Source organism: Streptomyces sp. NPDC057682 (genome assembly GCF_042799575.1).
Classification (GTDB): domain Bacteria; phylum Actinomycetota; class Actinomycetes; order Streptomycetales; family Streptomycetaceae; genus Streptomyces.
Window position 1 is genome coordinate 102,880 of sequence record NZ_JBHVIN010000022.1, and the last position, 24,013, is coordinate 126,892.

Here is a 24,013-nt window from a genome sequence, read left to right on the forward strand (position 1 = left end):
TTCGTCGCGCGCTGCCTCCGAAGAACCCCCGCGCATGCCTCGGAAGTCTCAAAGGTGCAGGCCAAAGTGCGTATGAGCAGGGGCCGCCGGGCCCCTCGGAAGGCCGCTGCGCGGGCCGTTCCGAGGGGTGCCGCCCGACCGGGCCCGGGAAGGGCCCCGGAGGGGCTCAGCGGGCCGCGTAGAAGGCGATGCCGTCCAGGATGTCGTGCTCGCTGACGACGACCTCCCGGGCGCCCGTCCGCTCCATGACGGCGAGCAGGATCAGCGCGCCGGAGATGATCACGTCGACCCGGCCCGGGTGCATGGCACCGATCGCCGCCCGCTCGGCGTGGGTGGAGGCGAGCAGCCGCGCGGCGATCTCGCGGACCCGCTCCACGGGGACGCGGGAGTGGTGGATGGCCTCGGAGTCGTACTCCTCCAGGCCCAGCGCGATCGCCGCGACGGTGGTGACCGTGCCGGCCAGGCCCACGAGCGTGCCGGCCGAGGCGATCGGCACCGTCTCGGCCGCCAGGTCCAGCGCCGCCGCGACGTCCGCCCGGATCGCGTCGGCCTGCGCGGCCGTCGGCGGGTCGGTGACCACGCCGTCGCGGACCAGATGGCGCTCGGTCATCCGGACGCAGCCGATGTCCACGGACCGGGCCGCGCGCACCCGGTCGTCGCCGACGACGAACTCGGTGGAGCCGCCGCCGATGTCCACGACCAGATACGGCTTCGCCAGGTCGTCGCGCCCGGTCAGCTCCCTGGTGGCCCCGTCGAAGGAGAACGCGGCCTCCTGGTCGCCGCTGATCACCTCGGGCTCGACGCCGAGGATCGCGTGGATCCCCCGGACGAACTCGTCCCGGTTCTCCGCGTCCCGGGAGGCGGAGGTCGCGACGAAGCGGATCCGCTCCACGCCGTGCTCCTTGATCACGTCCGCGTACCGGCGGCAGGCCGCGAAGGTGCGCTCCAGGGCCTCCGGCGCCAGCCGGCCGGTCCGGTCGACCCCTTGGCCGAGCCGGACGATCTCCATCCGGCGGTCCAGCTCGACGAGCCCGCCGGTGGCGGGGTCGGCGTCGGCGACCAGCAGGCGGATCGAGTTGGTCCCGCAGTCGATGGCGGCTACACGCGTCATGAACTCAAGCCTCTCCGGCGCATCGTGTGGTGTTCTCAGGCCTCGTCCGACGCCTCGTCCGGCGTCCCGCAGGGCGTCACGCACGGCCCCTTGCGCCACCACTCCGGCAGCATGGCGATCGCCTCGTCGCCGAGCGGGTTCACCCCGGGCCCGGCCGCGAGCGAGTGCCCCACGAGCACGTGCAGGCACTTCACGCGGTCCGGCATGCCGCCGGCGCTCGGGAAGCCCTCCAGGACCTCGATGGCGTCGCGGCGGGCGAGGTAGTCCTCGTGCGCGGCGCGGTAGGCGGCGGCCAGCTCGGGGTCGGTGGCGAGACGCTCGGTCATCTCCTTCATGACCCCGTTCGCCTCCAGCGTGCCGATCGCGGAGGCCGCGCGCGGGCAGGTGAGGTAGTACGTCGTCGGGAACGGCGTACCGTCCTCCAGCCGGGGCTGGGTCTCCACCACGTCCGGGTTGCCGCACGGGCACCGGTGCGCGATGGCGCGCAGCCCGCGCGGCGGGCGCCCCAGCTGCTGCTGGAAGGCGGCGATGTCCGCCTCGGTGGGCGGGGTGGACTCGGTCTGCGGAGGGGGGGTTTCCATGCCTGCCTAGGGTTCTGATCGGACTGCTCGAACTGCGGGGTTCCGCAGCGGTACAAGGGGGGCGGCTCAACCGCGGTCGGCGCTGTCCACGCCGTCCCACAGGTTGGAGTGCCACGGCCGGCCGGAGTCCTCCGGCGCACCGTCGCGCTCCCTGGCCGCGTCCGGGTCGACCACGGTGTAGCCGGTCTCCCCGGGAAGAAGGTAGTGCAGGTGCTCGCGGGCCAGCCGCCTGATGTAGGCGTCGTCCTGGAGCCGGGCCTTCTCGTCGCGCAGCTGCTCGGTCCGCGTCTCGGCCTCCTGCGCCAGCCGCTCCTGTTCGGCGATCTCGTCGCGCTGCGACACGTACTGCCGCATCGGATAGGCGAGGGCGACGATCAGCGAGCAGACCACCAGGGCCAGGAAGGCGGCCCGGCCGGTGAGCCGGGAGCGGCGGGCCTGACGGCGGTTCTGGGAGCGGTAGACGCGGGCCGCGGTCTGCTCGCCGAGCAACCGCAGCCGGGTCGCGGTGGAGAACCGGTCCCGGTCCTTCGCGGCCATGTCTCCGCCTCCCCATTACGCACGTCCGTCCCCGCACACGGTACGGGACCGAGTGCGGGGACGGACGGAGGCCGGGTCGGTTGCCCCGGGCCGGATCAGCCCTTGAAGCGCGGGAACGCCGAGCGGCCGGCGTACACCGCGGCGTCGTCGAGGATCTCCTCGATGCGCAGCAGCTGGTTGTACTTGGCGACGCGGTCCGAGCGGGCCGGGGCGCCGGTCTTGATCTGGCCGCAGTTCACGGCGACCGCGAGGTCGGCGATGGTGACGTCCTCGGTCTCGCCGGAGCGGTGCGACATCATGCACTTGAAGCCGTTGCGCTGGGCCAGCTCGACGGCGTCCAGGGTCTCGGTCAGCGAACCGATCTGGTTGACCTTGACGAGCAGGGCGTTGGCGGAGCCCTCCTCGATGCCGCGGGCCAGGCGCTCCGGGTTGGTGACGAAGAGGTCGTCGCCGACGATCTGGACCTTGGCGCCGAGCTTGTCGGTGATGACCTTCCAGCCGGCCCAGTCGTCCTCGTACAGCGGGTCCTCGATGGAGACCAGCGGGTACGCGGAGACGAGCTCCTCGTAGTACTCGGTCATCTCGGCGGCCGAGCGGGACTTGCCCTCGAACTCGTACTTTCCGTCCTTGTAGAACTCCGAGGCGGCGACGTCGAGCGCGAGAGCGATGTCCTTGCCCGGGGCGTAGCCGGCCTCCTTGATGGCCTCGACGATGAGGTCCAGGGCGGCGCGGTTCGACTCCAGGTTCGGCGCGAAGCCGCCCTCGTCGCCGAGACCGGTGGAGAGGCCCTTGGTCTTCAGGACCTTCTTCAGGGTGTGGTAGACCTCGGCACCCCAGCGCAGGGCCTCGGAGAAGGACTCCGCGCCGATCGGGGCGATCATGAACTCCTGGATGTCCACGTTGGAGTCCGCGTGCGAACCGCCGTTGAGGATGTTCATCATCGGAACGGGCAGCAGGTGCGCGTTCGGGCCGCCGAGGTAGCGGAAAAGCGGCAGGTCCGAGGCCTCGGAGGCGGCGTGGGCCACGGCGAGCGAGACGCCGAGGATGGCGTTGGCGCCCAGCGAGCCCTTGTTCTCGGTGGCGTCCAGGTCAAACATCGCCTGGTCGATCAGGCGCTGCTCGGTGGCGTCGTAGCCGACCAGCTCCGGGCCGATCTGCTCGATGACGGCGAGGACGGCCTTCTCGACGCCCTTGCCCTGGTAGCGGTTGGGGTCTCCGTCGCGAAGCTCGATGGCCTCGAAGGCACCGGTGGAGGCGCCGGACGGAACGGCAGCACGGCCGGTGCTGCCGTCGTCGAGGCCGACCTCGACCTCGACCGTGGGGTTTCCGCGGGAGTCGAGGATTTCCCGGGCTACGACGACGTCGATGGACGGCACGAGGCATCTCCTTCTGGGATATGACGCTTGGGGTGCGGGGCCACGTGGGCCTTGCGACAAGAGCCTAACCGGCCCGGCGGCCTGCGTCGGCCGACCGCCCGACCCCTGGGACGAAAAAGGACCCAAGGGCATGCACAACGGGACGAAAGGGCAGAAATTTACTGACTGGTAACTACAACAGTTGAACGGTCCCCGGCCCGAACGAGCGGACCCCGGCCCGGCACGCACGGGGGGAGGGTGCGCGCCGGGCCGGGGCGTCCGGAGTCAGCGACGAGGAGGGATCGCGACTACTTGGTCAGGTGGAGCTGCTGGCCCGGGTAGATCAGGTCGGCGTCCTTGACGATGTCCTTGTTCAGCTCGAACAGGGCCTGCCAGCCGCCCTCGACGTCATGGGCGGCGGCGATCTCGCTCAGCGAGTCGCCGGTGACGACCTTGTACTCGCCGTCACCCTTGGCGACCTTCTGGCCGGTCGGGGTGGTGACGGTCTTCGCGGCCTTCTTCGGCTCGCTCTTCGCCGGGGCGGGGGTGCGGTCCGAGCGGTTGGTGGCCGGGGCCTCGGTGCGCTCGGCCTGCTTCTGGGGCGCGGCCTCCTGCTTGGGGGCCTGCTCGGTCTTGGCGGCGGAGGAGCCGGTGTCGACGCCCGGGTCGACACCGTCGTTGGTCAGGTTGCCGGCACCGGCGCAGGCCCAGGCGCCCGGACCCTGGAGGGCGAGGAGCTTCTCGGCGGTGGCGATCTGCTGGGCCTTGGTGGCCAGGTCGGCACGGGGCGCGTACTGGGTACCGCCGGCGGCGGCCCAGCTGGACTGGGAGAACTGCAGGCCGCCGTAGTAGCCGTTGCCGGTGTTGATGGACCAGTTGCCACCGGACTCGCACTGGGCGACGGCGTCCCAGGTGGCCACCGAGGCGGCGGAGGCACCGGTCGCGCCCATCAGCGGGACGGCGACGGCGGCACCGGCGACACCGGCGAGCGTGGCGATCCGGACGGCCTTGGAGGGGCGGCGGTGCTTGTTGGCCTTGCGGTTGAGCAGCATCGAGTCTTCTCCTCACCGACGCCTGCGAGGTGAGCTGTCGGGTTCGGGCCTAGTGAGTTGCCCGGTCGCACGTCCTAGCGTGCGACTTCACCCCAAGCCGGTCCCGGCGTCCTGCGACGTCCGGCTCCGGCGCCTACCTGGGTCCCCCGCTCCTGCCTACGGCGCTTTCGCGTCTGTTCCCTCCGACCGACGGCAGGATTCGGCGTGACGGTCGACGGGGCCCGCGGTGCGAGCGGTTCAGACCGTAAACACACCCAACCCCGACATTCAAAGACGGACATACCGGAAAAACATCCCTTACTTGCATCTGACAAACCTACATTTGCGCAGGTCGGAACGGATGCGACGGGACCTCCCGGACACAACACGCCAGTTCACGCAAAGAGACCTATGTCTCACTTGGTCGAAAGTGGGACATAGGCCTCTGAACTACCCCGGAATCCGGGGCTTTTTCAGCCGGTGGACCGGGCCGGACTCACTCGGCCGGTGCACCGAGGTCGAGGCTCTGGCCAGGCAGGATCAGGTCGGGGTCGGAGCCGATCTCGTCCTTGTTGGTCTCGTAGAGCGCCGTCCAGCCGCCGGGCAGCTCGTGCTCCTGCGCGATCGCCCAGAGGTTGTCGCCGGTCCGGACGGTGTACGTGCCGTCGGCCGTCGCGACCCCGGCGTCGCGGGCACCGGTCGTGCCGCGCGAGGTGTGCCGCCCCGTGTCGCGGTCCCCGTCGGTGCCGGTCCGCCGGGTCTCCTCGGGTGCGGGCGCGCCGCGGTGCTTGCCGCCCTGCCCGCTGTTCCCGGCCTGCTCCCCGTCGCCCCGCGCCGCGCCGGAGGCGTCCGCCCCCGAGGCGTCCCGCGCGTCCCCGGCCCCGGCCGACGGCGTCGCCGACGGGGAGGCGGAGGCGTCCGGCTTGGCGTGCTTGCCGCGCGAGGCGTCCGCGCCCTCGCCCTTGCCGCCGTTGCCGCCCTGGTCGCCCTTGCCGTCCGCGGAGGCGTCGCCCGTGGCCCCGGCCTCCGCCGAGGGGTCGGCGCTCGCGCTGCCGGACGGGTCGGCGGAGGGCTGGTCGGACGGGAGGCCGCCCGGGTCCACCCCCGGCAGGCCGGTGTCCGTGGCGAGCCCGGAGACGACCGCGCAACTGGGCCACGCCTTCGGGCCCCGGTCCGCCAGCACCTTCTCGGCGACGGCGATCTGCTGCGAGCGGCTGGCGAGGTCGGCGCGCTCGGCGTAGGACTCGCCGCCGTACGCCTTCCAGAGCTCCGGGGAGAACTGGAGGCCGCCGTAGGAGCCGTTGCCGAGGTCGGCGCTCCACATCCCGCCGCTCTCGCACTCGGCCACCCGGTCCCAGGTCGAGGCGTCCGCCGCGTGGGCGCCCGCGGCGCCGAGCAGCGGGATGGCGATGGCCGAGCCGGTCACGCCTGCGGCGACGACGATGGCGGGAGCCTGTCGGGGACGACGGTGCCTGCCGTTCGCGGAGCCCATGGGGATGCCTTCCGTGTGACGGGTGGGTCGAACGGTGAACCTAGCGGGACTCGAACGGATGTCACAAGTCGATGCAGCGCAGATCACGCCGACATCACAGAGTTGACAGAAAGTCACCTTCCGCCCGTGCCCGCTTCCGGACCGAACTCGACCGGAAGTGTGCGCAGTCCGCGCATGATCAGCCCGCCACGCCAGCGCAAATCGGCTGATTCCCCGGCAAGCCGGAGGTCCGGCAGGCGTTTCAGCAGCGTGGCGAGGGCCGTCTGGCCCTCCAGCCGGGCGAGCGGGGCCCCGAGGCAGTAGTGGATGCCGTGCCCGTACCCCAGGTGCGGGTTGTCACGCCGCGCGAGGTCCAGCGTGTCCGGCCCCTCGAAGCGCGCCGGGTCCCGGTCGGCGGCGGCCAGCACCACGAGCACCGGATCGCCCTCGGCCACCCGCTGCCCGCCGATGGTCAGCGCCTCGGTGGCGTACCGCCAGGTCGCCAGCTCCACCGGCCCGTCGTACCGCAGCAGTTCCTCGATCCCGGTCGCCAGCAGCTCCGTCTCCCCCGCGGCCAGCGAACGCTGGAGCCGGGCGCGCTGCTCCGGATGGCCGAGCAGGGTGTGGACCCCGTTCCCGATCAGGTTCACGGTCGTCTCGAACCCCGCGAACAACAGGATGAAGGCCATCGCGGCGGCCTCGTTCTCCGTCAGGTGCTCGCCGTGGTCGCTCGCCCGGATGAGCCCCGAGATCAGGTCGTCGCCCGGGTCCTCGCGCTTGCGGTGGATCAGTTCCAGGAGGTAGTTCCGCATCTTCTTCACGGAACGCGCCACCCCGCCGCGCGGCCCACCGCCGTGGCGGATCATCATGCCCGCCCAGTCCCGGAAGTCGTCCTGGTCCTCGGGCGGCACGCCCAGCAGGTCGCAGATCGCGTAGATGGGGAGCGGGAAGGCGAACTCGTGGATCAGGTCCGCCTCCCCCTTCGCGGCGAAGCCGTCGATCAGCCGGTCCGTCAGCTCCTGGACGCGGGGCGCGAACGCGGCGACCCGGCGCGGGGTGAACGCCTTGGAGACGAGCCGGCGCAGCCGGGTGTGGTCGGGCGGGTCGATGTTCAGCAGATGCGTCATCAGCTCCGCCTTGCGCTCCCCCGGGATGCCCGTCTTCCCCTTGGCCTGGGCGGACCCGGCGTGGTGGGCCGGGTTCTTGGAGAGCCGGGCGTCGGCGAGCGCCTGCCGGGCGTCCGCGTACCGCGTCACCAGCCAGGCCTCGACGCCGCTGGGCAGCGTGGTGCGGTGCACGGGGCTGTGCGTACGCAGCCAGGCGTACGCGGGGTACGGATCGGTCGCGAACTCCCAGGTGAAGAGTTCGGGCGCGGGCGGGACGGTGGTGTCGGACCCGCCGTGGGCGGGGCATCCGGGCGGGGCGTCGGCGGGGTGGTCGTTCACCCCCCGACGTTATCCGCTGCCCGGGACGAGGCCTCCGGGCCCTCCGCGGCCCCTACTCCGCGCCGTCCGCGCTCTCCTCACCGTCCGCGCCGTCCACGCCCTCCGCGGCGCGGATGGCGTCCCGGTAGGCGCGGCCCGCGGCGCGCAGGGCGGCCTCCGGGTCGACACCCTCCTCCTGGGCCCGGACGGCGAGGGCGAGCAGCCGGTGGCCGAGGGCGTCGGCGCCGCTCCCCCCGGCCGCTCCGGGCAGCGGGACATCGAGTCCGGCGGTACGGGCCCGGCTCGCGAGCTTCGCGGCGAGCGCCAGGCCGGGCTGGCCGAGCGGCACCCCGTCGGTGACGGACGCGCGCTGCTTCTCGACGGCCTTGGTGCGCAGCCAGTGGGCGTGGACGTCCTCGGGGGTCTCGGCGGTGGCGTCGCCGAAGACGTGCGGGTGGCGGTGGATCAGCTTCTCGATGAGCGTGCCGGCGACGTCGTCCACGGAGAACGGCTCCTGCGCGTCCTCCTCCGCGATGCGGGCGTGGAAGACGACCTGGAGGAGGACGTCGCCCAGTTCCTCGCGCAGTTCCTCGCGGGTGCCGTCCTCGATCGCCTCGACGAGTTCGTACGCCTCCTCGATGGCGTACTTGGCGAGGCCCCGGTGGGTCTTCTGCGAGGTCCAGGGGCACTCACGGCGGATCCGGTCCATGACCCGGACGAGATCGAGGAGCCGGGCGCCCGGCAGGTCGTACGAACCGGGCAGCAGCTCCAGCTCCGGCATCCGCACCCGCCCCGAGCCGGCCAGCCGGGCCAGTCCGTCGGTCAGCGGCCCGTCGCCCTGTCCGCCGGTGAGGACGACGACGGTGTGCCCGCCCGCACACGCGTCCACCAGCTCCTGGGCGCCGGGAACGCCGGGGGTGACGGCGACCCCGGCCTCGCGCAGATACGGCAGCTGCTCGCGGGCGTCCTCCGCGCAGTGCACCCGGCCGGCCGCGTGCAGGGCCTGCCAGGCGGGCCAGGACAACAGTCCGGGGGCCACGCGGTGGCTGGCGGTGAGCAGGACGATGCGGCCGGGGTCTTCAGCGTTCACAGGGCGGAATCTACCTCGGCCGCCGAACGGGCCTCAGGCCCCGGCCTGCGCGGCCGGCTTCTCCGCCTCGGTGACCTGCTTGATCCACGGGGCCTTGTAGTCGGCGAGCTGGATCTGCTGGTTGTTCCAGGTGCCGAAGCGCGGGTTGATGTCGACCTTCAGCGCCTTCGACGCCTCGCTCAGCGCCTCGCCGAGGATCTTGGTCCCCTCGGGCGTCGTCGGGTCGGCGCCGAGCGACTGGCCGAGCTTGGTCAGCTGGATCTGCTCCCGCAGGAAGGCGTCGATCTGGTCGGGCGCGATCCAGCGCTCCTGGAGCACCGCGGCCCGCAGCCCGTCCTCGCCCTGGTACTGGGCGGCGGCCGAGGCGCGCATCTGCTGGACCTCGGCCCGCGTCACCGTCACCCCCGCGTCGGCGGAGGCCTTGTCCAGGATCCGGTCCAGGATCAGCCCGTGCAGTTTGGCGCGGGCGAGCTGTCCCGACTGGTCGGTGATCTGCTCCGCCTGCTTCGACTCCCCCTGCGCCTTGCGCACGTCGGCCACCTGACCCTGCACGGTGGCCACCGTGATGCGGTCCCCGCCGACGACGGCCGCGGCACCTGGGTGGGCCTGACTGCCGCAGGCGGTGAGGACCGGCGCTGCGGCGAGCAGGGCGGCGGAGACGGAGAGCGCGGTGCGACGACGGCGGTGCAAAGGAGCCTCCCGAGGAGATTGTGCGGCGGTGCACAAAGCCTTGCGGTGATCGATGTTAGGCAGTGGAACTGGTCCGGGCCACTGATTCGACCAACGATTCGGGAGGAGTTGGGGATGTGGCCCGGAGCCGCCCGTCTCAGCCCACCGGTTCCGGCCGTTTCCGGGGCGGGGTGTCCGGTCGCAGCATGATCGTGCGCGAGACGACGAACGTGAGGGGGATGGCCGCGGCGGCGGCCACCAGCGGGGCGTAGCGGTCGCTGAATCCGGCCAGGTCGACCAGGAGGTAGACGCCGCCGGTGGTGATGACGAAGTTGGCCGCGTTGGTGAGGGGGAAGAGGAGGAACTTCCGCCAGGTGGGCCGGGTTCGGTAGGTGAAGTACGAGTTCAGGAAGAACGAGCCGACCATGCTGAGCGCGAAGGCGAGCACATGTGCGGCGATGTACGGCAGCCCGCGCAGCAGGAGCAGGTAGCAGCCGTAGTACGTGCCGGTGTTCACGACCCCCACGAGGGCGAACCGGGCGATCTGTGCCGTGACGCTCATCGGCGGGCGAACTCCCGGGGTTCCGGCTCCCGGTCGGGCCGGTGCTCGGGGGCGTTGGTGGCCTTCACGAGGAAGTGCGGGCGGCGCTTCACCTCGTAGTAGATGCGCCCGACGTACTCGCCGACCACGCCGACCATCACCATCTGGACGCCGGCGAGGGCGGTGACGACGACGAGGAGGGTGACGTACCCCGGGGTGTCGATGCCCTTCACGAGGGCGACGCCCACGATCCAGGCGGCGTAGGCGAAGGCCAGCGACACCAGCAGCAGGCCGAGATAGAGCGCGGCGCGCAGCGGCTTGTTGTTGAAGGAGAGCAGCCCGTCGAGTCCGTAGTTCAGCAGTTTGCCGAAGGTCCAGGCCGAGCGGCCCTGTTCCCGTACGGCGTTCTCGTAGCTGAACGTCGTCGTCGGGAAACCGACCCAGGCGAACAGTCCCTTCGAGAAGCGGTTGTACTCGGTCAGCTCCAGCACCGCGTCCGCCGCCCTGCGCGACAGCAGCCGGAAGTCGCCGACCCCGTCCACGAGTTCCACGTCCACGAGGCGGTTGATGAGCCAGTAGTACGCACGGGCGCTGAGCGTCCGCGTCACGCGGTCGCCCGTGCGGGTGCGGCGGGCGATGACCTGGTCGTACCCCTGGGCGTGCTCCTGGACCATCTTCCCGATCAGCTCCGGTGGATGCTGGAGATCGGCGTCCATGATCACCACCGCGTCCCCCTCGGCGTGCCGCAGCCCCGCCAGCATCGCCGCCTCCTTGCCGAAGTTCCGGCTGAAGGACACGTACCGCGCCCGGGGGTCGGCCGCCGCCAGCTCCTGGAGGATCGGCAGCGTGCGGTCCGCGCTGCCGTCGTCCACGTACACGAGCTGGAAGGCGTGGCCCAGGCGGGTCATCTCGTCCGTCACACGGGCGTGGAAGCGTTCGAGGATCTCTTCCTCGTTGAAGCAGGGCACCACCAGAGAGATCAGCACACCGGACACACCACCCGGTCCATGTGTCGCGGGCGGATGGTGCGCGTGGCGCGGGGGCGACGGTTGGGTGAACGGGGCCGCCGGTAAGGGCGTGGGCGGGGTTGAGCGGGCCATGTCGACGACGCTTGAATGACGGACCATGACCGATGACAGCATCTCCCGCCCCAGCCGCCGTTCCCTGCTCGCGCTGGGCGGTGCCGGTGCGCTCACCGCGGCCGGTGTGTCCATGAGTGCCGGTACCGCGGCAGCCGCCGACCACGCCACACCGGCTTCCTCGCTGCTGGTGCCCTCGCCCCGGCTCGATCTGAACAGCGCTTCGGAGAACTGGATACGCGAGAAGCCGCTGCGCGACGCGACGATTCTCCAGTCGTTCGGCTACGACAACGCCAACGGGCACATCTATCTGGCCCAGGTGACGCAGGGCGGCCTGAAGCTCGCGGGCGAGTCCGCGGCCGTGAGCGCCACCGACCGCAACCGACACGGCGATCTGACCATCACCAAGTGGGACATGTCCGGGAACACGCTCGGCTCCATGTACCTGCGCGGTTTCGGGCACGGCATGAGCATCGGGGTCGAGCCCGCGGGCGGCACCGCGTATCTGTGGACGGAGACCGACGGCCAGGAGGTGCCGGACCCGGTCCACCCGGACGACCCGACGAAGACGACCAGCCGCGGCAGGCGGCTGGCCCGGTTCCCGTTCGTCAACGGGCAGGTCCTCGACTACGGCTCCGCCGGCCTCGCGACGTACCAGCCGGTCCCCGGAACCTCGACGTACACCGCCTCCGTCGACCCGGTCTACGGCCGGCTGGCGATCCGGTTCCGCGACACGGACGGGGTGTTCGTCTTCCAGGTGCACGATCTCGACCTGGCCCGCCTCGGCGTCTGGACCCAGCCGCTCGCCAGCCTCCGCGAACCGTCCCTGACGGCGGTCCCCGGCTGGCCGCTCACCACCTACGGCAACCCGTTCCTCCAGGGGTACGCGGTCGTGGGCCGGTACCTCTATCTGCTGCACGGCAACAGCTACGGCTCCACGCAGAAGATCGACGGCCAGGACGTCGTGATCTCCCCGCCGGGCGTCGGCAACACGTTCATCACCTCGGTGAACCTCGCCACGGGCGCCCTGGACCCCGCGCCGCCCACCCCCTTCAAGGAGACCGTCAACCCCGCCCACACCGCCGCCGCGTACTCCCTGGACTACCGCGAGCCCGAAGGCCTCGGCGTCCACATCCCGGACCCGGCCCGGCCCGGGGTCTTCCGCATCGGGATGGGCTTCGCGTCGGGAGACCCGGGCGCGCGGGTGGCGACGGTCTACGGGAAGTCGGGGCTCGTGCAGCCGTCCTGACCCCCGGCACACGGACGCGGGTCCCGGAACGCTCCGGGACCCGCGCTCCTAGTAGTGGCGATGCTGGGGAATCAACGGCCCGACGCGCTCCTGGCGAGGTCGCGGTACGTGAGCTGCCGGGGTCCCAGTGCGCTGCGAAGGCCGGGAATCCCCTCGGCGTTCAGCCGGTCGACGGATTCCCGCTGACACCGCTGCTCGAATTCCCGCAGTCCGGCACACCCGTCGACGTCCACGGGCCCCGGCCACAGCGCGGCAACCTCCAACGCCTTGTCGAACACCGCGATATGCGGCTCCGCGACCCGGCTGTCACCGTCTTCGATTGACGCCAGCACTTCTTCCATGAGCGTGAAGCCGCCCAGGGCGAATGGCCGCGTGTCCTCGGCACCGGAGAACTCGGTGCTCAGACGACGGCAGGCCTTCTTGGCGATACGGAGCACATCGCCGTTCGGGCGCCTGCCCTCGCACGACCTCAGTCCGGCACGCACACCGGCGTCCGCCTGGTGATAGAGGTCCTCCTGCCCAGCGGCTTCCGCGAGGATGTACACCGCTCCGCCGAGCCTCAGAGCCGTCACGCAACTCAGCGCCCGGGAAGACATGGCGTCCATCGCACCACCGAATGATGGATCAGGCATGACATCCCTTTTCGAAACAGCCCACGATCAGCCCGTCGCCACCGTGTACGCCCACTTCCGGCTCCGCCCCCAGCGCGACGCCATCGACCTCCTCGGTAACGCTCTCCGCAACCCTGTCCAGCCAGCCCCGCCGGAACCGTGGTTCCGGCGGGACTGCCCGGTCTTCGGGGATCGGCCGTTCCGTCAGCGGGCGGCGTCCTCCGGCTCGGCCCAGGCCGCGTACCCGAGAGCGTCCTGGTAGACCAGGTGCCCGGTCGAGTCGTCGGCCAGGAGCCGGCGCACGCGGGGACTGTAGCGAATGCGGTACTTGATGCCTTCCACCATCACCGAGCCCAGGTCCGTCGGATCACCGGTCCGGCGGTCGTCGGAACGTTCGCCGACCTCCCACCCTGCCGACCTCGCCAGATGGACCCACACCTCGAATGCCCGGTCGGCATCCATGGCGCGGTAGGCGACTCCTCCGACCCGAGCGAGGATCTGCACGGGATCCACACGCTCATCTTGCGACATCTCTCTCCTTGGAATCCGTTTCGGTTCTTCAGTGCTTCATCATCCCGAGGCGCTCCACCAGGCGGGCTTCCCGGCGTGTTCCCAGATGTAGACGAAGGTGGACCCGGTATCGATCGCGCCCCGTCTCATCGCGCCCATGCAACTGGAACACGGTGGCCGCGTCCCGTTGATGACCACGTATCCGTCCAGGGGCACGGGCTTCTCCAGGAAGAACTCGTCGCCCTTGACCAGCTTCGTGCCGTACGTCGAGACTCCGCCCGACATACGGGCCGCCCGGTTCTCGGTGTGGCTGAGCGTCTCGCCGCCGCGGCCCATGGCCCGCTCCGCGGGCGTCTGCGCGCCGCTCCGGATGTCGTAGTCGTGCAGGACCTTCCCGCCGCTGTCGTGCACGGTCACGGAAGCGGTGTGCGTCGTGGCCGAGGTCGGACAGGCGTTGAGCGCATTCAGATCGATGTTGTGGACAAGGACCGGAGTGGTTCCCGCCAGCACATAGTACGTGTGCAGGCCGTCGATACTGAGGTCGTATGTGACGCGCTCGGCGGTGTACGCCTTCGTGTCGATGATGACCGCGGGTCCGCCGTTGCCGTTCTGGAGCTTCTGGCCGGCCTTGAGGTCGGCGGCCTGGGTCCAGGCGTTCTTGGTGGACTCGTAGAACTGGTGGTGCTTGGTGGTCTGGATCGTCTTGGGGCCGGACTTGGTGTCGATGACGACATCGACGTAGTCGCGGTCCGTCTTGGTGACGATGACCTGCTTGACCTTGTGCTTCTCCTTCTTCTTCTTGCCGGGTTCGGCGGTGAGGACGTAGTCCCCCGCCTTCACCTGGGAGATCGGCTTGGTGGTGCCGTTCGCCATCAGCACTCCGGTCAGGCCGGTGAAGCTGTGGGGGACACCGGTCCGGCAGCCGGGGGACGACGGCTGGTCGTCCGGTTCCTGCTTGTTCGTCGACTTGCGGCCGAACTTGCCGGCCGCCGCCCCGAACACCCCGCCGGTGACCGCGCCCACGGCCGTGGCCTTGGCCGCGCCGGAGACGCTGCATCCCTCTTCGCTGGCGACGCAGGAGATGCCGTAGCCGACGGCGCCTTCGGCGGCTCCGCCGGCGGCGCCCATGGCGGCGCCGTTGAGGGCCTTGCCGCCGACGCCGGAGAGGAGGCGGCCGACCGCGCCGGAGGCCGCTCCGCCGGCCGCGCCGCCGAGGGCGCCGGTGACGGCTCCGATGCCGACGGCGGTGACGAAGCCGCCGAGGGACTTGGGTCCGTCGCTCATCGCGTAGCCGACCGCGTTGGCGGCGGCTCCGGCGAGGGCGCCGCAGGCGACGACGCCGACGCCGCCGGTCGCGGCGGTGCAGCCGGCGAAGACGACGACGCCGGTGGCGACCGAGGCGATGGTGGAGGCGTGCTGCTTGACGAAGTTGGCGGTGGCCTTGGCCGCCTTCCCGACGGCCTTGCCGACCTTCTTGGCGGCCTTCGTCACCTTCTTCGCCACGCTCTTGACGGCCTTGGCGGCCTTTCTCACCGTCTTCTTGACGGTTTTGACGACCTTGTGGACGTACTTCTTGACGCGCTTATAGGTGCGTTTGACGTATCTCTTGACCCTCTTGACGCTGTCGGCGACATAGTGGACGGCCTTGCGCACCACGCGCTTGGCCTTCTTGACGACCTTCTTGACCGCCTTCTTGATTTTCTTGGCGGCCTTCTTGACCTTCTTGGCGACCTTCTTGACGGCCTTCTTGGTCTTCTTCCAGGCCGACTTGACGGTCTTCTTGACCTTCTTCTTGACCTTCTTGATGGCCTTGTCGACGAAGCTCGGCCAGTGGCCGGTCGGGTCGGTGGCCGTCATCGGGTTCTGGTCGGCGTAGGCGTACCGGTTGCCGGCGACGGAGGCCGGGATCGGGTTCATGCCCACGGTGTCGCGGCTGCTGAACTGGCCGGTCTCCGGCGAGTACCAGCGCGCCGCCATGTTGACCTTGGCGGTCTCCGGGTCCGTCCACCCCGACTGGTAGCCGAGGTGCCCCACCATGCCGGTGGACTGCTCGACCTTCCCGAACGGGGAGTACGTGGACGAGCCGGTGAGCGCCTCGCCGTCCGCGGTGAACTGGCCGATCACGTCGTCGTGGATGTCGGTCAGCGCGAGGACGGAGCCGACGGCGGTCTTGATGCCCATCAGCGAACCGTCGACGTTGCGGCTGTAGGAGCTGCCGCCGTCGGAGGCCACGTCGTTGCCGGCCCCGCTGTAGGCGAAGTCGTACACCGAGGAGCCGTCGGAGTCCGTCGCCTTCAGCGTGCGGTCCAGGCCGTCGTAACTGTAGGTGCGGTCGCCCTCGTTGATGACGCGGTTGAAGGCGTCGGCCTTCACCGCGGTCTGCACGCCGCCCTCGTCGGTGAGGGAGCTCATCGTGCCGCGCGCGGTGTACGTGTACGTGCTGTGCCCGTCCGAGGTGAGCCGGTTGCGGGCGTCGTACGTGTAGGTGTCACCGCCGACGCGGGTCCGGTTGCCGGAGGCGTCGTAGCCGTAGTTCTCGGTGGTGCTCCCGTTGTTCCAGGACGACAGGCGGTTCGCCCAGTCGTAGGTGTACGTGTTCGTGCTCGCCCCGGCGACCCCGGTCGTCGTCTTCGACGTCTCGTTGCCGTTGAGGTCGTAGCCGTAGGTGACCGACGCCAGCGACTTTCCGGTCGGCGAGGTCAGCCGGTCCGTGGTGAGCTGGCCCAGGGAGTCGTAGGAGAAGTCGCGCCTCCCCTTGCCCTGGCCGTACTCGATCGAGGTGACGTTGGACTCGGTGTCGTACCCGTACGTCATCGACGTACCCGACGCCCCGTCCACGGCCGTCTTGAGGCGCCCGGCCGTGTCGTACCCGAAGGTCGAGGTGCCCGAGGCGTCCTTGCGGGAGGTCAGCGCGCCGTTGCCGTCGTAGGCGAAGGACGAGGACCCGGACGGGCCGCTGGTGCTCAGGAGCAGTCCGCGGTCGTCGTAGGAGAAGGTGTCCTTCTCCTCGCCGGCCCCGGCCACCGCGATGAGCTGGTCGTCGTTGTCGTAGGTGTAGGTGTGGTCGGTGGTCTCCGCCTCCGCGCCCGTGCCGTGCTGGCGTACCAGCCGGCCCCGGTCGTCGTACTCGTTGGTGACGGTGACCCCGCCCGGGGAACGCTGCTCGGCGGGGCGTCCGGCCTTGTCGTAGACCATCGTGAACGTGCGGTCCGCGAGGTCGGGATGGGCCGGGGTGGCCGGTTCGATCGACTTCTCCGCCAGGCCCCACGTGTTGTACGTGGTGAGGAAGGCGTTGCCGCGGCCGTCGGTGAAGCGCGTGCGGTTGCCCGCGACGTCGTAGCCGAAGGTCGTGGTGATCGACTCGGTCGCCGAGACCGGCTCGACGGTCTTGGTGATCAGGCCGGTCGCGTCGGTGGTGAGCGTGGTGGTGTGGCCCCGGAAGTCGGTGACCGAGGTGGGGTTGCCCGCCCGGTCGTAGGTGGAGCTGCTGGTGCGCAGCACCGTGCCCGCGGCGTCCAGGTCCTTGGTCGCGGTCAGCTGGCCGTAGCCGTCGTAGGTGTTGACGGTGCTGGTGCCGTCCGCGTCCACGGAGGTGAGCGGCCGGCCGTCCATGTCGTACGTGAAGCGGCTGGTGGCGCCCGCGGCGTCGGTCACCTCCGTCGTCTCGCCGAGGACGTTGTATTTGTAGGACTCGCTCACGCCGGTCGGGCTGACCGTGCGGGAGAGTTCACCTCCGGGTGCCTTGTACTCGTTGATGGAGGTGTACGCCCGCTCGGTGGGCTGGCGCACGATGTCGGTGTCCGTGACCGGACGGCCGAGGTAGTCCCAGGTGGTCTCCTGGCGGGCGCCGCCGGGCCGGGTGGCCGACAGCTGGTCGCCGTTGGGGGTGTAGGTGTACCGCGTGGTGGCGCCGCCGGGCTCCTTGACCGAGGCCAGGTCCCCGAGCTGCGTGTAGCCGTACTCGGTGCGGTTGCCCAGCGGGTCGACCTCGGCGGTGACCTGGCCGAGCTTGTTGTACTCGTTCCAGGCGGTGGCCGTGATCGGGGCGGTGGCCCCCGGCGGGGTGTAGTTCGGCGTCGTCGTCGAGGACTCCTGGCCCTCGGCGTCGTACGCGGTCGTGACGACGTTGCCCAGCGGGTCGGAGGACTCGGTCTCCTCGCCGAAGGTGTTGTACCCCGTCATCGACACCGGGCGGACCGTCACCGGGGTGCCGCCGCCGGTCTCGCTCGCGACCGCCGGCTCGGTGACGCTGGTCTGCTGACCGGCCTCGTCGTAGCCGTAGTCGGTGGTGGCTCCGTTCTCGTCGGTCATGGCCAGCGGCAGTCCCCGCTGGTCCAGCTTCCAGGTGTTGACGTGCACGGAACTGCCCGCGGCCGGCAGCGTGCCGCCCTTGAGCGCCGCCACCTGCGTCGCGGTCAGCGCCTCGCCGTAGACCTGGATGTCGTTCAGCGAGCCGTTGGTGTTCTCCGCGTACTTCCCCGTGGCCAGCCTGCGGCCGATCTGGAGCGGCCCGGTGGCGTCCCAGGGGGTGGTGAACGCGGCGGAGGTGCCGGACTGCACGCCGTTGACGTAGAGCCGGATCTGCGCGGCCTCCTGGTCGTAGACGCCCGTCAGATGCGTCCAGGTGCCGGTGGTCACCGCGGCCGTCCCGGAGGACGCCCGGACGATGCCGTTCCCGGCCGCGTCCGTGGTGTGGCGGTTGAACGTCCAGCCGTACGCCGTGGAGTAGTACAGCTGGAACCCGCTGTTGAAGGCTCCGTCCTGCGCGAGGAAGGTGCTGTTGGCGGCGGTGGAGTTCAGCTTGACCCAGGTGGAGACGGTGAAGGAGCCGCCGGTGTTGACGGCCGCGCCCTCCGCCTGGCCGTAGGCGTTCGCCGTGCCGTCGAAGACGGCGGAGCCGCCGCGCTCGGTGGAGCGGGTGACGCCGCTGCCGAGGGTGACGGTCCGGTTGCCGCCGGAGGAGTCGGCGGCCTTCGTGCCGCTGGTCTCCGACAGCTTCCAGCGGCCCACCGGGGCGGTGGTGCCGTCGTGGACGGTGGACCCGGTGATGTTGCCCAGGTTGTCGTAGAGGGTGTCCTCGGTGCTCGTGGTGTGGTTGAGCGGGTCGAGGTCGGTCTCCGAGACGACGTTGTCGTCGGGGTCGTAGCTCACCTTGGTGGTCCGGGCGAGGCCGCCCGGGTCCAGGACCGACGACGTGGTGCGGTCGGAGGCGTCCACCGTGAACGTGGAGACCGTCTGGCCGTCGTTGGTGACCTGCTTGACCAGGTTGCCGGCCGCGTCGTAGGTGTTGGCCTCCTCGGTGAAGGACAGCCCGTTGGCCGGGTCCTTGCGGACCACGGTGGCGGCGAGTCCGTCGTCGGTGTACGTGTACGCCGTGACGTGACCCATCGCGTCGGTGATCGACGCCAGCCTGCCGCCCGGGTCGTAGGCCCGCGACTCCTGCACCAGGGTGGTGGCCGGCGAGGGGTTCGCCGGGTCGCCCGTGTAGTTCAGCAGGTTGGTCGTGAGCGGCCGGCCCTCGCCGTCGTAGGTGTACGTGTTGACGTTGCCGGCCGGGTCGGTCTCCTTGACCTTGTTGCCGTAGACGTCGTACTCGAACGAGGTGGTGTCGCCGCCCGGATCGGTGCGGGACGCCATGCGGTTGTACGCGTCGTACGTCATCGAGGTGGCGCGCGGGGCGTCACCGCCGGTGAGGTCGGTGACCGTCTGCGAGGAGACGTTGCCGTCGGCGTCGTAGACCGTGGACGTACGCGCGGTGTGGACGGCGCCCGTGACCCGGTTGGTGACCGGCGGGTCGGTCTCGGTGAGGACCTGGTCGTCCTTGTCGTAGGTCAGGGCCGTGGTGAGACCGCCCGGCCGGGCGTCGCTCACCTCGGTCCGGGTGACCTGGCGTCCGAGGTTGTCGTAGGTGGACTTCTCCTTCGCCCCGTTGGCGTCGGTGATCTCGGCGACGTCACCGTTGGCGAAGTAGGAGTACGTCGTCTTCCGGCCGCCCGGGGTGACGACCTCCGCGACCAGTCCGGCCGGCGCCTTCGCGGTGCCGCCCTCCGCCGCCGGGGTGGTGGCGGTCGTGTACGTCGTGGTGGCGGTCCGCCCCGCGGGGTGGCCCGGCACCGGGGGCGTCGTCACCGAGGTGAGGTTGCCGCCCGCGTCGTACGCGTAGCTGGTCAGATAGGTGTTGTCCGTCGGGCCCGAGGAACGGCCGTCGCGCTCGGTGAGCACCAGGTCGTTGCGCGGGTCCATCGGCGGGAACGCCGTCGTGGAGTCCGGGTAGTAGGTGTAGTAGTCGGTGGCGCACTTGCCCGCGGCGGTGTCCTGGCACATGGTCTGCGAGACCGTGTTGCCGCGGATGTCGTGGCCGGTGACCGAGCGGTTGCCGTTGGCGTCCGTCACGGTGTGCAGGAAGCCCGCCGTGTCGTAGCCGTACGTGGTGCGCTTGCCGTTGGTGTCGATCGCGGCGATCAGACGGTTGCCCATCTCCGCGTCGTAGACGTAGGTCAGCGTCTTCTGGGTGGGGTCGGTGAGCTTCACCGTCCGCACCGGGGCGACGCCCGAGGACGCCTTGTACGCCGACCAGTGCTGCTCGACCTGCTCCTCGGTGAGCCCGCCCGCGTGCACGGCGACCTCGGCGATCGAGCCGGTGAAGTAGCTGACGTCGGCCGGCGCACTGATCCAGCCCTTGGCGAAGCCCGCGCCGACGAAGGTGCGGGTGTTCGTCTGGTCGTTGGGGGCGCCGGTGAAGTCGGCCTGCTTGACGCCGTCCACGTACAGGGTCTGCGTGGTACCGGTCGCGGAGAGGACCGCGTGGTGCCAGGCGTCGTTGTCGACCTTGTCCTTGGAGCCGAAGTCGGTGGTGGCCGAACCCGCCGCGCTGTACCAGTGGCCGCGCAGCTTGCCGTCCGTGCCGACGTAGAGGACGGGGTTGACGGGACCGCTCGCCCCCGCCGCGTCGTTCACCGCCTTGGCCTGGTCGGCGATCAGCACACCGGGCTTGGCGGTCTTGAACCACAGCTCCACGGAGCGGTCGCCCTTGTGCCAGGTGCCGTACGGGATCTCCGCGTACGAACTGGTGCCGTTGAACTGCGCGGCCGTGACGTCACCGGTGCCGAACGGACCGGCCACGCCCTGCGTGACGCTGTTGTACGTGCCGAAGCCGGTGTGCAGTTCGTTGGCGGCCTGCGCCGCGCCCTGGGTGTCGTCCAGGCGCCAGTACCCGGCGGGTGCCGTGCCCATCACCGCGGAGCGGTACACCTGCGAGGAGCCGGTGACGGTGGCCGGGTTGAGCTTCCAGGTACCGCCGTCGCCGTCGGTGGCCTGGAGGACCAGGTCGTCGGTGGTGCCGTAGGTGACGGCCGACTGGGTCTTGCCGCCCGGCGTGGTGATCTTGTTGAGCAGTCCGGCGGGCCGGGTGGCCGCGTTGTACTGCGCGGTGATGACCGACGGGTCGAGGGCCTCGGTGTAGATCGCCACCTCGGCGATCTGGCCCGCGTAGTGCCCCAGGGTGTCGGAGGCGTTCATGGCCGGCCAGCCGTCGGTGTTCACGCCGGCGCCGAAGGAGATGTAGGGCTGCTCCCAGTCGTTGATGGTGCCGGCGAGGCTGCCCTGCTTGGCGCCGTCCAGGTACAGCGTCTGGGTGGTGGCGGCGCCGGTGAGGGCGACGTTGTGCCACTTCCCGTCGGTGACGGTGGCCGTGGACGTGGTGGTGGTCATGCACCCCGGTGACATGGCGAGGCAGCCGCGAAGCTTGCCGTCCGTGCCGACGTACACCGCCGGGGTGTTCTTCTTGGTGTTGGCGACCGGGTCGGCGTCACTGAGCGGCTTGTCCCCGTAGTAGAAGAGGACACCGCCCGCCTGGGTGGTCTTGAACCACAGCGACACCGTCGTGTACGAGGGCGTGGCGCCGGGGGCGCTCGGGATCTCGACGTACGAGGTGGTGCCGTTGAACGTGGCGGCCTTCTGCGTGGAACCGGCCAGCGGGCCCGTCCCGCCGAGGGTCACGTTGTGGTACTGGCCGTTGAACCGGCCCTGGTTGAGGTCGACCGTGTCCGTCGCGACCGTGCCGCTCGTCTCCCCGAGGCGCCAGTAGGCGAACGGGTCGGCGTCCAGGACGGTGGTGCGGTAGTGGTTGCCCGTGGCGTAGCCGTAGACCGTGCACTTGGTGGGGTCGGCGGGCGGGCAGACCGAGGTGAGCTGGTCGCCGCTGTAGCCGTACTTCCAGACCTGGGCGGTGCTCGCGTCCCCGGCGGTGGCCGGGTCGGTGGTCACGGTCGCCACGTGCGCGGCGGTGGCCCCGGCCGGGGTCGTCCAGGAGAAGGACAGCGACCGGTTCGACGTGGTGTTGGTGACCTTGCTGAGCCTGCCGCTCGTGTACGTGAAGGTCTCGGCCCGGTTCGCGTAGTCCTTGATGGAGGAGATCGCGAAGGCGCCGGTGCGGCCGGTCACCGCCTGCTGGAAGGCGTAGGCGGTGAAGTCCTTGTCGGTCAGGACGTAGCCGCCGCCGGACGCGGCCGGTGCGAGCCGTGCGTAGCGGCCCATCGGGGGCACGAAGGTGCCGTCGGCGTTGCGGCCGAAGGCGACCTGCTCACCGCCCGGGTAGGTGATGACGACGCTGGTCAGCGTTCCGGCGCCGTCCTTCACCTCCACGGCCGTCATGTCCGTGACCGTCGCCCAGCCGGCGCCGAAGCCGCCGTCGGTGCGCGGGTCGCGGCTGTTGTACGAGCGCTCCACGGACAGGGACGGGCCGACGACCTCGACCTCGGCGTCGGTGTCCTCGGTGGTGTAGTTGGCGTCGCTGGGGTCGAACTCGTGGCCGTCGGTGTTCTGGGCGAGGCCCGAGGTGACCGGTGGCTGCGGTACGGCGGTGGCGAAGCGGGACGCCGAGTACATCACCGAGTCGTATCCGTCGGTGACGCTGACGTACCAGTCGTAGTTCTTGCTCCACTTGAGCTTGCCGGCGGGTATCTTCCAGCTGCTCTTGGAGATCACCCCGGACGAGGCGACGGGCGTGGTGCTGTCGCTGTCCGCGTCGTACACCTCGAAGGCGTACGTCAGGGCCGTCATCGGCCACTTGTCGGCGTCGCTCGCGTAGACGAGCAGCTCCGGCTGGAGCGTGTTCGACTGGTGGTTGACCGGCGGGTACTGGGCGTTGATCTGCGGCGCCTTGTTCGGCGTGTAGGTCAGGTCCAGCGCCGGGCGGAAACCGGCCGTGGTGCTGTTGTCGGAGTGGAACTTCTTCCAGTGCAGCCCGTCACCGGTCGGCGCGGTGAGCGCCAGACCGTAGCTGGTGGTGCCGGTGGCGACGCTGTCGAACCACGCGGTGTCCAGCTTCACCGGCATCTTCACGCCGATGCTCAGGTCGTTGGTGCCGCCCGCGTTGTTGGAGCAGGAGGCGCCGGGGGCGACGGTGGCCGTGCCGATCGCGGAGCCGTAGGCCGGGCCCGGGTAGGAGGTGACTCCGGAGGGGGTCCAGGACTTGGTGATCGGGCTGACCGAGAAGGGTTCGGCGGTGCAGGTCGCGGACCAGATCGCGTAGACGTTCAGGGTGGCGGCGGTGACGCGCTGGCCCTTGAGCGTGCTGTTCAGCGTGGAGAACTGGAGGAACGAGTTCGCCTTGTTGGTGCCGGAGTCGTAGCTGCCGACCTTGATCTGGTTCTCGGTGGAGTGGTCGCCGCCGATGGTGTTCTGCGCGTACGTGGAGTTCCCGGCGGTGATCGTCGGGTCGACGGTGACCGGGTAGGCCCGCGCCGGGTCGTTCAGCCAGTCGCTGTCGGCGGTGAGCCGCAGGGCGGGCTTGCCGTCGGAGGTGGTGGTCAGTTCATAGGTGACCGCCCTGGATATCGCCGCGTCGCCCGAGCGCGGGTCGATGCGGGAGTCCTCCATGAAGGCGTGGGGAATGGTGGCCGTCACCTCCCCGTCCCCGTCCGTGAACTCCACGTCCCCGTTCTCCGCGAGGCGCGGGGTGAGCCCCCGGACGTCGAGGGGGAACAGCCAGGAGTGCGGGGCGTCCTTGGACCGCAGGACCAGCCGCTCCTTGAAGCCCTCGGTGAGGGGCGAGAGCAGCAGATCGGTGTCGGGCAGGACGCCTGCGTACGTGGCGTTGTTCTCGGCGTCCACCGTGGCGGACACCTTCTTCGCGCCGCGCAGCGCGTACGCGAGGCTGCGGCCGCCGCCGAAGTCGACGGAGGCGAGCTGCTGATCGCCCGCGTCGGGGGCGAACTCGACGTCCAGGGAGTTGGCGGCCTGCTGGAGCCGGCCGTCCGCGTCCCGGGTCAGGGCCGTGTCGATCGGCTTCCAGCCGCCGTCCGCGCCCTTGTAGTTGGACCGGCCCGCGTAGTGGCGGACGGTGGTCGAGCCGTCGGCGTTGACGAAGTAGTCGGACGTGGCCGTGGACTTCTTCGCGTTCCGCTTGCTGGTCTTCGCGTCGAAGCTCTTGGCGTTGCCGGCGGCGCGGTCGGTGACGGCGGTGGTGGGGCGGTCGGTGGCGCGGGTGTAGGCGGGCAGTTCGCCCTTGCCCTTGCCCGGCCGGTGGCCGTTGCCGAGCTTGCCGCGGGTCTGGTCCGCGGTGGCCTTGTGGCTCTTGCCGCGGGCGGTTCCGGTCTCCTGTTCGGGGGTGTCCGGACGGGGTTTCTCGTCCAGCCACTCCCAGAGGCCGGACAGGGACATCTTCGGCATCGACAGGGCCGGCAGCGTCTCACCGGCGGCGGAGGCCGCCTCGGTGGTGAGCATGCAGGAGAACGAGACGAGCACGGCCAGCG

General features: G+C 70.6%; 15 protein-coding genes and 1 riboswitch. Of the genes, 1 reads left to right on the forward strand and 14 read right to left on the reverse strand.

The annotated features are described in order from the left end of the window. Positions 1–166 precede the first annotated feature (166 nt). From ACFVDM_RS32910 to ACFVDM_RS32960, 11 genes are all read right to left on the reverse strand, one after another. Positions 167–1,111: an exopolyphosphatase gene (locus ACFVDM_RS32910; protein WP_383649036.1), complete on the reverse strand. Its 945-nt coding sequence runs from the start codon at positions 1,109–1,111 to the stop codon at positions 167–169. A 35-nt stretch (positions 1,112–1,146) separates the two neighbouring features. Beyond that, complete coding sequence (locus ACFVDM_RS32915; protein ID WP_383649038.1) at positions 1,147–1,692, reverse strand: DUF501 domain-containing protein; 546 nt, start codon at positions 1,690–1,692, stop codon at positions 1,147–1,149. 66 nt (positions 1,693–1,758) lie between these two features. Continuing rightward, positions 1,759–2,229 (reverse strand): septum formation initiator family protein, encoded by a 471-nt coding sequence (locus ACFVDM_RS32920; RefSeq protein ID WP_383649040.1) that lies wholly within the window; start codon positions 2,227–2,229, stop codon positions 1,759–1,761. Positions 2,230–2,324: 95 nt separating this feature from the next. Next, the gene (eno, locus tag ACFVDM_RS32925) at positions 2,325–3,605 is read right to left on the reverse strand and encodes a phosphopyruvate hydratase (RefSeq protein ID WP_266418369.1); all 1,281 of its coding nucleotides are present in this window, start codon (positions 3,603–3,605) and stop codon (positions 2,325–2,327) included. A gap of 287 nt (positions 3,606–3,892) precedes the next feature. Continuing rightward, entirely contained in the window at positions 3,893–4,636 is a 744-nt protein-coding gene (locus tag ACFVDM_RS32930) for a transglycosylase family protein (protein ID WP_383649042.1), read from the reverse strand. 4 nt (positions 4,637–4,640) lie between these two features. Further along, positions 4,641–4,810, reverse strand: a riboswitch (cyclic di-AMP (ydaO/yuaA leader). A gap of 301 nt (positions 4,811–5,111) precedes the next feature. After that, positions 5,112–6,107, reverse strand: a complete 996-nt coding sequence (locus ACFVDM_RS32935) for a transglycosylase family protein (protein ID WP_383649044.1) — start codon at positions 6,105–6,107, stop codon at positions 5,112–5,114. A gap of 113 nt (positions 6,108–6,220) precedes the next feature. Next, positions 6,221–7,531: a cytochrome P450 gene (locus ACFVDM_RS32940; RefSeq protein ID WP_383649046.1), complete on the reverse strand. Its 1,311-nt coding sequence runs from the start codon at positions 7,529–7,531 to the stop codon at positions 6,221–6,223. Between the two features lie 52 nt (positions 7,532–7,583). Further along, the gene (locus ACFVDM_RS32945; protein ID WP_383649048.1) at positions 7,584–8,600 is read right to left on the reverse strand and encodes a nucleoside triphosphate pyrophosphohydrolase; all 1,017 of its coding nucleotides are present in this window, start codon (positions 8,598–8,600) and stop codon (positions 7,584–7,586) included. Between the two features lie 33 nt (positions 8,601–8,633). Beyond that, complete coding sequence (locus ACFVDM_RS32950) at positions 8,634–9,290, reverse strand: SurA N-terminal domain-containing protein (RefSeq protein WP_383649050.1); 657 nt, start codon at positions 9,288–9,290, stop codon at positions 8,634–8,636. 136 nt (positions 9,291–9,426) lie between these two features. After that, positions 9,427–9,831: a GtrA family protein gene (locus ACFVDM_RS32955; protein WP_383649052.1), complete on the reverse strand. Its 405-nt coding sequence runs from the start codon at positions 9,829–9,831 to the stop codon at positions 9,427–9,429. After that, positions 9,828–10,796 carry a glycosyltransferase family 2 protein gene (locus ACFVDM_RS32960; protein WP_383649054.1) on the reverse strand — a complete coding sequence of 323 codons (969 nt, stop codon included), beginning with the start codon at positions 10,794–10,796 and terminating at the stop codon, positions 9,828–9,830. Before ACFVDM_RS32960 ends, ACFVDM_RS32955 begins: the two co-directional genes overlap by 4 nt. Positions 10,797–10,935: 139 nt before the next feature. Here ACFVDM_RS32960 and ACFVDM_RS32965 point away from each other — a divergent pair, with 139 nt between their 5' ends. After that, positions 10,936–12,138 (forward strand): teichoic acid biosynthesis protein C, encoded by a 1,203-nt coding sequence (locus ACFVDM_RS32965; RefSeq protein WP_383649056.1) that lies wholly within the window; start codon positions 10,936–10,938, stop codon positions 12,136–12,138. Positions 12,139–12,209: 71 nt separating this feature from the next. On the opposite strand, the gene ACFVDM_RS32970 is transcribed toward ACFVDM_RS32965, so the two are convergent. The 3 genes from ACFVDM_RS32970 to ACFVDM_RS32980 all read right to left on the reverse strand — a co-directional run bounded on the left by ACFVDM_RS32970 (position 12,210) and on the right by ACFVDM_RS32980 (position 24,005). Continuing rightward, complete coding sequence (locus tag ACFVDM_RS32970; RefSeq protein ID WP_383649058.1) at positions 12,210–12,743, reverse strand: hypothetical protein; 534 nt, start codon at positions 12,741–12,743, stop codon at positions 12,210–12,212. Between the two features lie 210 nt (positions 12,744–12,953). Further along, complete coding sequence (locus ACFVDM_RS32975; RefSeq protein WP_383649060.1) at positions 12,954–13,280, reverse strand: hypothetical protein; 327 nt, start codon at positions 13,278–13,280, stop codon at positions 12,954–12,956. A gap of 39 nt (positions 13,281–13,319) precedes the next feature. Then, the gene (locus ACFVDM_RS32980) at positions 13,320–24,005 is read right to left on the reverse strand and encodes a LamG-like jellyroll fold domain-containing protein (RefSeq protein ID WP_383649063.1); all 10,686 of its coding nucleotides are present in this window, start codon (positions 24,003–24,005) and stop codon (positions 13,320–13,322) included. Between the last annotated feature and the right edge of the window lie 8 nt (positions 24,006–24,013).